General features: G+C 33.5%; 12 protein-coding genes and 1 other annotated feature. All 12 genes read left to right on the forward strand.

Annotated features, from left to right (window positions below; genetic code table 11):
• Positions 1 to 134: 134 nt before the first annotated feature.
• The 12 genes from ACYUJ6_RS04090 to mreD all read left to right on the forward strand — a co-directional run bounded on the left by ACYUJ6_RS04090 (position 135) and on the right by mreD (position 10,804).
• Positions 135 to 1,979, forward strand: coding sequence for an APC family permease (locus ACYUJ6_RS04090; protein ID WP_461844582.1), 1,845 nt, complete (start codon positions 135 to 137; stop codon positions 1,977 to 1,979).
• 146 nt (positions 1,980 to 2,125) lie between these two features.
• Positions 2,126 to 2,563: an ACT domain-containing protein gene (locus tag ACYUJ6_RS04095; protein ID WP_461844583.1), complete on the forward strand. Its 438-nt coding sequence runs from the start codon at positions 2,126 to 2,128 to the stop codon at positions 2,561 to 2,563.
• Between the two features lie 55 nt (positions 2,564 to 2,618).
• Positions 2,619 to 2,931 (forward strand) — a binding site (T-box leader).
• Positions 2,932 to 3,014: 83 nt separating this feature from the next.
• Positions 3,015 to 4,259: a homoserine dehydrogenase gene (locus ACYUJ6_RS04100; RefSeq protein ID WP_461844584.1), complete on the forward strand. Its 1,245-nt coding sequence runs from the start codon at positions 3,015 to 3,017 to the stop codon at positions 4,257 to 4,259.
• Positions 4,260 to 4,315: 56 nt separating this feature from the next.
• A complete protein-coding gene (gene thrB / locus ACYUJ6_RS04105; protein ID WP_461844585.1) occupies positions 4,316 to 5,215 on the forward strand; it encodes a homoserine kinase in 900 nt (299 codons plus the stop codon).
• Positions 5,216 to 5,376: 161 nt separating this feature from the next.
• Complete coding sequence (locus tag ACYUJ6_RS04110; RefSeq protein ID WP_461844586.1) at positions 5,377 to 5,883, forward strand: GNAT family N-acetyltransferase; 507 nt, start codon at positions 5,377 to 5,379, stop codon at positions 5,881 to 5,883.
• 62 nt (positions 5,884 to 5,945) lie between these two features.
• Positions 5,946 to 6,665 carry a hypothetical protein gene (locus ACYUJ6_RS04115; RefSeq protein WP_461844587.1) on the forward strand — a complete coding sequence of 240 codons (720 nt, stop codon included), beginning with the start codon at positions 5,946 to 5,948 and terminating at the stop codon, positions 6,663 to 6,665.
• A 183-nt stretch (positions 6,666 to 6,848) separates the two neighbouring features.
• A complete protein-coding gene (locus tag ACYUJ6_RS04120) occupies positions 6,849 to 7,109 on the forward strand; it encodes a DUF4321 domain-containing protein (RefSeq protein ID WP_461844588.1) in 261 nt (86 codons plus the stop codon).
• 11 nt (positions 7,110 to 7,120) lie between these two features.
• A complete protein-coding gene (locus ACYUJ6_RS04125) occupies positions 7,121 to 7,699 on the forward strand; it encodes a Maf-like protein (RefSeq protein WP_461844589.1) in 579 nt (192 codons plus the stop codon).
• Positions 7,700 to 7,713: 14 nt separating this feature from the next.
• Positions 7,714 to 8,406, forward strand: coding sequence for a RadC family protein (gene radC, locus ACYUJ6_RS04130; protein ID WP_461844590.1), 693 nt, complete (start codon positions 7,714 to 7,716; stop codon positions 8,404 to 8,406).
• A gap of 14 nt (positions 8,407 to 8,420) precedes the next feature.
• Positions 8,421 to 9,431 (forward strand): rod shape-determining protein, encoded by a 1,011-nt coding sequence (locus ACYUJ6_RS04135; protein WP_461844591.1) that lies wholly within the window; start codon positions 8,421 to 8,423, stop codon positions 9,429 to 9,431.
• 9 nt (positions 9,432 to 9,440) lie between these two features.
• Complete coding sequence (gene mreC / locus ACYUJ6_RS04140) at positions 9,441 to 10,301, forward strand: rod shape-determining protein MreC (RefSeq protein WP_461844592.1); 861 nt, start codon at positions 9,441 to 9,443, stop codon at positions 10,299 to 10,301.
• An 11-nt stretch (positions 10,302 to 10,312) separates the two neighbouring features.
• Positions 10,313 to 10,804, forward strand: coding sequence for a rod shape-determining protein MreD (gene mreD, locus ACYUJ6_RS04145; RefSeq protein ID WP_461844593.1), 492 nt, complete (start codon positions 10,313 to 10,315; stop codon positions 10,802 to 10,804).
• Positions 10,805 to 10,881 lie beyond the last annotated feature (77 nt).

Below are 10,881 nucleotides of genomic sequence, written 5' to 3' on the forward strand. Positions count from 1 at the left end.
TTACAGTTAAACTGTCCAATTCCATTTAAAACAGTCTTAAAATATTAAAAAGGAAGCTGTCATAAAAGTGAATAATAATATATAATCATTCCATACTAAAGTTAAAAGAAAATTTACTTTTAGAGGTGCAAAAAATGGTATCTAAGTTAGGAAGATTACTAATTGGCAGGAGCTTAAAAACAAATGAATTAAAGTCGGAAAAATTCAATGTGTTTTGGGGGTTGCCTGTATTATCCAGTGATGCAATATCATCAGTAGCCTATGCAGGTGAGGAGATACTCTGGGTGCTCATACCTGTTTTAGGTGTTATGTCATATAAATATATGTTCTATTCTGCGCTATGTATTGTATTTCTGATGATTTTGGTCACGCTTTCATATAGACAAACCATAGATGCTTATCCTCAAGGAGGGGGTTCCTATATTGTTGCAAAGGACAATCTTGGAACAATTCCCGGACTTGTAGCAGGAGCATCTTTGACTATTGGCTATGTTTTGACGGTAGCTGTAAGTACATCTGCAGGTACAGCAGCTATAATTTCTGCAGTGCCTGCACTATTACCCTATAGGGTTACTATAACCTTATTGTTTATATTTATTATAACCATAGGTAATTTAAGGGGGATAAGGGAATCTGCAAAGGCATTCGGCACCCCCACTTACTTATTTATGATTGTGATACTGGCTATGATTTTTTTTGGAATATTTAAAGTGAAGGTGCTGGGATATGTACCCAGGCCAATGTATAAAATACCAACGGCAGTTTCTGATATAACTATATTTTTATTTCTCAGGGCTTTTTCTTCAGGCTGTACGGCGCTTACTGGAATAGAAGCGGTGAGCAATGGTATCCCCAGCTTCAAGGAGCCTTCGCAGAAAAATGCCAAAAGGGTTCTGGAACTTCTGGCACTGGTAGTGCTTGTAATATTTGGAGGAGTATCCTACCTGGCAACTCTCTACCATGCAGTACCTAATACAGATGTAACTGTAGTTGCTCAAATTGCCCACCAGGTATTTGGCGGCAACATTATGTTCTATTTGGTCCAAATAACCACTGCCATTATACTTATAATGGCCAGCAATACTGCTTTTGCAGGACTGCCTCTGCTTCTGGCCTTTATAGCCAGGGATGGATTTGCCCCAAGGCAGTTTGCCAAGAGGGGGAAAAGACTTGGATATTCAAATGGAATCATAACGCTTGGGCTGGTTTCAGCCATGCTGGTTGTTATGTTCCAGGGTGATACTCATTATTTGATGCCTCTTTATGCAGTGGGAGTTTTTATATCTTTTACATTATCCCAGGCAGGAATGTTCAAAAGATGGATAAAGCTTAAAAATAAAGGCTGGGTGCGCAAAGCTGTGATAAATGGCATAGGTGCACTTGTGACTTTTGCTACGGCTGTTATATTGGGAATAACCAAATTCACAAGTGGCGCATGGGTTGTATTCATACTTACACCTGCCTTAGTTTACATTATGATGGCTGTTAGGAGGCATTATTCCGAAGTAGCCAGACAATTGAAACTTACGTTAAATGAGAGGCCCAAGGAAAGAGTGGATTTATCTAAACAAAAGAGGTATGTAATAGTACCTATAGATACTTTGAATAAGTCTTTTTTAAAAGCCTTGAATTACGCCAGAACAATATCAGACAATATAATAATTTTTCATGTTTCAGTGGACGATGAAGCCACAAAAAAGCTTTTAAAAAAATGGCATGAGTATAATGTGGATATACCCATAGTGGTAAAAAAATCTCCTTATAGAAGCATATTGGGACCTCTGGTCAAATTTATAGAGTCGGAAGAATATACTGCAGGACCCAAGGATACTGTTACAGTAGTACTTGCACAACTTGTAGTTACAAAATGGTGGGGCAATATACTTCACAATCAGACAGCATTGTTTATAAGGACGATGCTTCTCAGGAGAAGAAATATAGCCATAGTTACAGTTCCATATATAATATTTGAAGATTAAACATAAAAGTGACAAACTGTCACTTTTATATTTTATAGAAAAATTTTTATAAAAATTGTTGATTATTTGTATTAATTGTGGTAATATAATTGATATATTCAAATGAAATACATGTGTATTCTACATGCGAACAAGGACGGGATTTTATGAACACTAAATTTCTTATAATTGATACTAGAATACTTCCTGATGTGTTTGCCAAGGTTGTAAAGGTAAAAGAACTTCTCAGAACTAAGGAAGTAAAAGATATATCAGAAGGAGTAAAACAGGTTGGTATAAGCAGAAGCACTTATTATAAATATAAGGATGCGGTTTTTACACTATCTGAAGGTATAATTGGACATAAAATAACTATGGGATTGGTTTTGGCCCATAGGGCAGGCACTTTGTCCAGGATACTTGATATAATAGCCGAAAAAAAAGGCAATATACTTACTATAAATCAAGATATACCTATCAATAATGCCGCTAGTGTATCCATAACTTTCGATGCCTCCAAATTAGAAGTAGAAGTTAATGAATTATTGGAGGTCATAAGAAATTTAAAAAATGTTATAAAAGTCAATTTGGTGACAGTGGAATAAAAGTGTTTTACTGGTTCATATATATTGGGATAGCAATGCTGTCCTGAAGTTCAGATAAAAAACTATGATAGGGAAGAGTAGATAATAAACTGCTTTTAGAGAGGGGAATTCATTGGCTGAAATATTCCCCAGGCAAGGATTGTTGAAAACCACCTTTGAGTTGTATATTGAAGTTTAGTAGATATTTCCGCAGGTCTGCGTTAAAGGCATGAAGATGACAGTGATTTTTAACAGTTCGGTATAAATTAAGTTGATGTGTTGATTATATTTGCAGCTGTTATTGCAGCATATACGGGGTAATATATGTTCAATGTTATTTTAATATTACTGTTAATTTGGGTGGAAACGCGAAAAAACTCGTCCCATAGAGGGATGAGTTTTTTTGTTAGCATCAATTCAAAATTTTACACTTTAGCAATTTAGAACATTAAATAAAAGGGAGGGCTATTAAATGGTAAATATAGCAATGTTAGGATATGGAGTAGTGGGCAGTGGTGTAGCTGAATTGATATTGAGAAATAAATATAGGTTTAAAGATGAATTAGATGAGGAACTTGTATTGTCAAAAATTTTGGTAAAAGATATTGGAAGACATGCAAACAATAAAAACAGTGGACTTTTAACAGAAGATATAGGTGATATTTTCAAGGAAAAGGTGGATATTATAGTAGAAGCCATGGGAGGACTTGATCCATCCTATGAATATGTGAAAATGGCTTTAAATATGAAGAAACATGTAGTTACTGCCAATAAGGATCTAATTGCGGAATATGGATATGAGCTTCTGCGGCTGGCTAGGAAAAATGGAGTTACTATTCATTTTGAGGCAAGTGTGGGAGGAGGAATACCCATATTGAAATCCATAAATGAATGCCTTATAGGAAATAAAATAAAAAGTATAAAATCAATATTAAACGGAACTACAAATTTTATATTGTCCAAAATGAACCGTAATGGAATGAGCTATGAAAATGCATTAAAGCTTGCACAAGACTTAGGCTTTGCAGAGGCAAACCCTGATTCGGATGTTAAGGGGTATGATGCAGCTAGAAAACTTTCCATTTTGTCTACTATAGCTTATAACAGAAGAGTGAATTGGAAGGACATAAACATTGAAGGAATTATGGAAATTGACAGTGATGATTTTAGATATGCAAAGCTTAAAAAATGTAATATAAAGCTTTTGGGCATGAGTAAAATTTGTAATGAGGATATATATGCATCTGTTATGCCGGTTATGGTGAAAGAGGATTCGGTGCTTGGAAAAATTGAGAATGAGTACAATGCGATTTTAGTAGAAGGTGACGCTGTAGGGGATGTGATGTTTTCAGGAAAAGGAGCAGGAATGTTTCCAACAGCCAGCGCAGTTTTTGGAGATATAGCGGATATAATTGAACACAAAAAAGAAAAATCTATTGTTTTTAGTAAAGAAAAAGCAAGGATAAATGCAAACTGGAGTTTAAAAAGTAAATGGTTTATGAGAATAAAAACAGATGACAGAATAAAAATTATAGAAAGCATACCTTTGAACTTTAAAAGCTGCTATATTTTATCAAATGATTTTTCAGGCAATAAAAATGAGGTGGCAGCTTTTGTAAACTCAGATAATGAAAATGCTGTGAATGATTATATTGAGAAAATAAAGCAAAAAAGATATGTGCAGTCAGTAAAAAGATTATTGGTTTTAGATAAATAAAAAAATAATTTTTATTAAAAAAGATAAAATTTGTATAAATGGGAGGTATACTGGAGATGGCTAAAGTAAAAGTTAGAATACCTGCAACTACTGCAAATATGGGGCCTGGATTTGATACCTTGGGTATGGCTTTAAAATTATATAATGAAATTGAGGTTGAGGAGATAGACACACAGACAGAAATATACAACAATAACTTGAAATCAGAAGAGGATTTTAAAGACAATCTTATATATAAAAGCATAGCTGAGACCATGAATGAACAAAAATATCCCTATAGAGGATTTAAAATAAATGTAATTAAATGTGATATACCTATTTCCAGGGGACTTGGAAGCAGTTCGGCCTGTATAGTTGGAGGAATAGCAGCGGCAAATGAAATTATGGGAAATAAAATGAACCTGGAAGATATGATTGATTTAGCCACAAAAATGGAGGGACACCCGGACAATGTAGTACCAGCTACACTGGGAGGAATGGTAATATCTTTAAAAGTGGGGGAAGAAATAAAATACTCCAAAGTAACTGTTCCGGATAAGTTGAAATTTGTTGCTATGATACCGTCTTTTCAGGTGAACACGGCTCTTTCCAGAAAAGTTTTGCCGGATACCTATTTGAAAGAAGACTGTGTATTTAATATATCAAGGTCGGCTATGCTTATAAGTGCCCTTTATAACGGTGAGTTTGATAAATTAAGGATATGTTTTGGAGATAAGGTTCATCAGCCATATAGAAAAAATTTGATAAAGAATTCCGATGTTGTATTTAAAGAATCAAGAAAACTTGGATCAATAGGTGAATTTATAAGTGGTTCTGGTTCTACTCTTATGGCTGTACTGGATAAAAATGCAGATGAGTTTATGAAATCAATGAAGAAGTTTTTGGATAAACTTGAAGACAACTGGAATATAATACTCCTTGAACCGGATCTGGAAGGGGTTAAAATTGCCAGCTGATGACTTCACTGAAAATCAAAGGGGTAAATTACCTTTTCGTATATTATCTACACTGGTCTTATGGAAGAAATAGTGCCAGACATGAGATGAAATAAAGGAATTTTAGGTGCCTGTATAGAATTCTAAAATTAGTAATTTCAATATACAAAAGAGGTGAAGTTATGCTGGATGTTGAAATAAGACTTAGGGATGTAGAAATCTCTAATGTATATCAGCAAGACTTAATTGGTATAAAAAAATGGATGGAGATGAAAAAAACTTTTGCAGAGGAGGAAAGGAATTTAGATAAGCTGACAGAAAGGTTTCTGGAAAGCTATATAAGTGAATGTGAGTTCTTTTTAAAAATAAAAAAAAGGGAAGAACTGATAGGTATATTAAAGGGAAGAATTGAGTTTAAAAGTCAAAATGAGCTGTGGATATGGTTTTTCTATCTGGATAAAATATACAAGGATTCAGATTTAGGAAATGTCATAATAAAAGAATTGATGGGCTATTTTTCAAAGGAATATGATGCAGCAGTTTTTTTTACAAGAATAATTAAAAATGAAATTGAAAATTTAAACTTTTGGAAGCAGATGGGATTTAGTGTGGTTAGAAGAGTGAAAAATTTTTATAATATTAATAATAGATATATGGATATGATAATTATGAGAAAAGTTGGTGATTAAAAGTAATATTTTTTTTTACACCCTAATAGTATATATAAACATTATAAATTAGGGGTGAAAAAATGAAGTACACACGATATGATTTAAAAAAGGATAAAAGCACCAGAGCTTTCATGATTTTAATATTTATAATACTTTTGTCAGCTTTTGCATTGGGAACTTTTATATTTCAGGTTATAATAAAGGATTCAAGTAACTTGAATTATGGCTCCAGCAGCAGTAAGTCCCAAAATAAGACAGCAGATGCAGCTCAGGGTAGTTCAGTTTTAAAAAATAATTATATGAAATTTATAGCTGTCCAGGGTGGTATGTACAAGGATAAAAATAACGCAGATGAGGAAAAAAAGCTTTTAGCTAAATATGGACTTCCATTTTGCATATCAGAAGAAGATAAGACAAGAGTATTTTTAGGAATTTTTTCAGAAGACAATGCAAACAAGGCTATGAAATCTCTTACAGAACAAAAAATAGAAAATTCAAAGATGGTGTTTACAATAAATGAAGACAGTATATGCAATACTGAAATAGCAGAGATAATAAATGCAGATTTGGAAATACTAACTAAACTTTCAGCCCAAGATGTAAAATCCATACAAACGGAAGAACTAAAAAAATGGTGTTCTTCCTTAGAAAATAAAGAAGAGGAAAATAATAAAAATAAATTGATTCTAAAAGAATTAAAGGAATATATAAATAAACTTCCTAAAGAGATGGTAAAAGAAAACAGTGAGGAAAATTACGTATATTTATTTAATATATTGAAAAAGATGAGTTCCAGTTAAATATCAAGTAATTATAAATGCAATAATTATCAGTAAATGGTTAGTAAAGGTATATGTTGTACCGATACTTGCCATTTTTATATGAAATTTAAAAATTTTTTTTAACAATAATATATATACTTGTTTATGTATTTATTAAATGATAAACTATATAGGATATATTATTAAGGTAGGGGATTTTATATGAAAGGGGCGGAAAAAAGAATAGGGTTTTTATGGTTTTTTATACTTTTGGGAGCCATATGTGGAAGTCTTCTTGGAGATGCTATTGGAAATAGTTTAAGTTTTTTAAGCCTTTTAAAAAATTCTTATTCAGTTGGAATGTCTCAACCCATAGTATTAAATCTTAACGTTATGGTATTGACTTTGGGTATAAATTTTAGAGTAAATATTATGACTATAATAGGAATTATTATGGCTATAATATTATATAGAAGGTATTAGGAAGTGATGACTTGAAAATTGTATTGGCTTCAGCCTCCAGTAGGAGGAAAGAGCTTTTGAAAAGATTGGTGGAAAACTTTCAGGTAATAGTAAGTGATTTTGATGAAAATTCTGTTGTATTTCATAAAGATTGTGCATCCTATGTTATGAAACTAGCTGAGGGCAAAGCAAAAAATGTATGCAGTAAGCTTCCAGATGAAAATTCCATTGTAATAGGATGTGATACGGTAGTGTTCTTTAATGGAAAAATAATAGGAAAACCCAATAATAAGGAAGAAGCTTTTTATATGTTGAAGTCTTTAAGTGGAAATGAGCATCAGGTCTATTCAGGTATATCGGTTATAGATAGAATTTCGGATAGAATTAATAGTGATTTTGCATGCACTACTGTAAAGTTTTCTGAAATAGATGATAGACGGATAGAAGAATATTTAAAAACTGGAGAATATAAAGATAAAGCAGGAGCTTATGGTATACAAGGCCGTGGAGGGGTTTTTGCAGAAGAAATTCATGGATGCTATTATAATGTGGTAGGATTACCTTTAAATAAGTTGTATAATATGTTAGGTAAGATGGGGGTAAATTTGTAACAGGGAGTTTTTAAATGAACAAAATGTTGAAAATTATGGATTTACCAGAAAATGAAAGACCCAGAGAAAGATTATTCAGATATGGATCAGAAGCACTGTCTAATTCGGAACTTTTGGCTATAATACTTGGAACTGGCAGTAAAAATGAAAATATAATATCCTTGAGCAGCAGAATTATAAAGCACAAGGGAGGTCTGAATGGAATTCTCAATTCTACATTGGAGGATTTCATGGATATTTCAGGTATTGGAAAGGCAAAGGCTGCAAAAGTAATGGCTGTGGCAGAATTGTCAAAGAGATTTAGATCTTATAAGGATGGCAGTGATTGTAAAATATGCAGCCCTGAAGATGCAGCAATGCTGGTGATGGAAGAAATGAAAGAATTAAAACAGGAATATCTCAAGGTGATCATGTTGAATACAAAAAATGTAGTTGTAGGAATTAAAAATGTATTTATTGGAGGTTTAAATTCTTCCATAGTTCATCCGAGAGAGGTGTTCTTTTATGCCATAAAAAAGAATAGCGCTTCCATAATAGTGTGTCACAACCATCCGTCGGGGGATCCGTCACCCAGCAGTGAAGATATAAATGTAACTTGCAGATTGAAAAGATGCGGTGAACTTTTAGGAATACAATTAATTGACCATTTGATAATAGGCAGTGGAATATATGTTAGTTTGAAAGAAAAAGGAATTTTAGGTGATTGAAAGGAGAAATATAAATGGGATTTTTTGGAATGTCAAGAGATATGGGAATTGACCTGGGGACAGCTAATACATTGATATATGTTAAAGGGAAGGGAATAGTGCTTAGGGAACCTTCCGTGGTGGCTATAAACAGTGATGTTAAAAAAGTAATGGCAATAGGAAATGAAGCTAAAGATATGATAGGAAGGACGCCGGGGAATATAGTAGCTATAAGACCGCTTAAAGATGGGGTTATTGCTGATTTTGATGTAACGCATACCATGCTTAGAAAATTTATAGAAAAGGTAAGCCCTAAATCAGCATTTACAAGTCCTAGAATATTTGTATGTTTTCCATCAGGAGTTACTGAGGTGGAAAAAAGAGCCATAGAAGAGGCCACAAAACATGCAGGGGCTAGAGACGTACTTCTTATGGAAGAACCTATGGCAGCTGCAATTGGAGCCGGGCTTCCTGTAAATGAGCCCACAGGAAGTATGATTGTAGATATAGGCGGAGGAACTACTGAGGTTGCAATAATATCATTGGGAGGAATTGTAACAAGCAAGTCCTTGAGAATTGCCGGAGATGAATTAGATCAAGCCATAGTAAGCTATATTAAAAAGGAATATAATCTGATGATAGGAGAGAGAACGTCAGAAAATGTAAAAATTGAATTGGGTTCAGCTTTTGATATGGATGAAGACAAATCAATGGAAATAAGAGGAAGAGATCTGATTTCAGGATTACCTAAAGTCATAAATATAACTGAAAGTGAAGTTAGGGAAGCTTTAAAAGAACCTATAATTTCCATAATTGAAGCTATAAAGACTACACTTGAAAAAACACCACCAGAACTTGCATCAGACATAATGGACAAAGGAATTATGCTGGCAGGTGGAGGAGCTATGCTAAAAGGATTGGATCTATTGATAAATCAGGAAACACATATGCCTGTTCATATAGCTGAAGCACCCCTTGATTGTGTTGCCTTAGGTGCAGGAAAAGCTCTAGACACTATTGACAAGATAGTAGCTAGCAGAAAATAGCGGCGGATTATGAGATTCTTAAAAAACAAGTTGATAGTGACAATAATAATACTTTCAATTATATTTTTAATTTTAATTCCTTTTAGCATCAAGGACGGCAGCGGATCAGTTTTAAGAAATGGCATAGGTGTTACTTTTAATTCGGTTCAGGGAGGTCTGTACAGGTTCAATGGCAGGCTTAAGGATTTCCTGAGTTTTATGATAAATTTTTCTACAGTAAAAAGTGAAAATGAAGAATTGAAAAAGGAGAACAGCTTACTGAAGAATAAGCTGGTAGAATATAATACTTTAAAAAATGACAATTCACAGCTTAGAAAAGAACTTGATTTTAAAAAACAAAGGGCGGAGTATAATTACATAGGCTGTGATATAATTGGAAAAAGCAGTGATGGAATTTTAGATGAATTTGCAATAAACAGAGGAAGTGCAGACGGCATAGCAAAGCAGATGGTGGCTGTTACTGCGGGAGGTCTTGTAGGTCAGGTTATTCATGTGGAAAACAATTGGTCCATAGTTCAATGCCTGACCAATGAGAATCTGGCAGTAGGAGGTACTGTGGAGGGTTCAACGGATACAAGTGGAGTAATAAACAGCGGTATTGTAAAAGGCTATAAAGGCAGCGACAGTAAATTTTTAGCTAAGCTTTATTATCTTCCTCAGGAATCCACTGTTAAAAAGGGCGATGTGATTTTAACTTCAGGAATCGACAATTCATATCCCCAGGGAATAAGAATCGGATCTGTCATAAGTGTAGAAGACGATAAGGGAAAGGTAATGAAAAATGCCACAATAAAACCTTATGTGAATTTTGATAAAATTCAGGAATTGCTCATAGTGGTTCCTCAAAATAAAGTAGATATTAAATACTAGGGTGAGGTAAAATGAAAAAAATATTAGTACTGATTCTCCTGTCAATTTTGTTATTTATTTTGGATAATGTATTGATGCCTTTTTTTGCTGTAAAAACATTTTATCCAAGTTTACTGCTGATTTTTATAATTTGTTACTCTATTGTAAATGGAAAATGGGAGGGGCTATGGCTGGGAATATTTGCAGGAATACTTCAGGATATATACTTCTCACAGGGATTTGGAATAAATTCTTTTGCCAATATGATAGTATGTATTATGGCAGGAGTTATAGGAAACAGTATATTTAAGGAAAAGAGGATTATTCCCGTTGTTTCTTGTTTTCTGCTGATTTTATTTAGGGGAATTTTAATGTGGTGCATTCTCTATTTAAGCGGGGTATATATAAATATGGCAAATGTATTTTTCCCCGGTATTTATGACATGATTTTGTGCATTTTTATATATAAACCCGTTTATAGTTTCTGTAAGAAAGATTATATGCGGGTGGAGTGGAAATTTTAAGGGTATGGGAAATTTATAAAAGTGGAGGTGGCACCTTGTGAGGGAAAAAAGGTATCATAATATTACAAGATACACTG

This window comes from Clostridium sp. JNZ X4-2, from assembly GCF_054889485.1.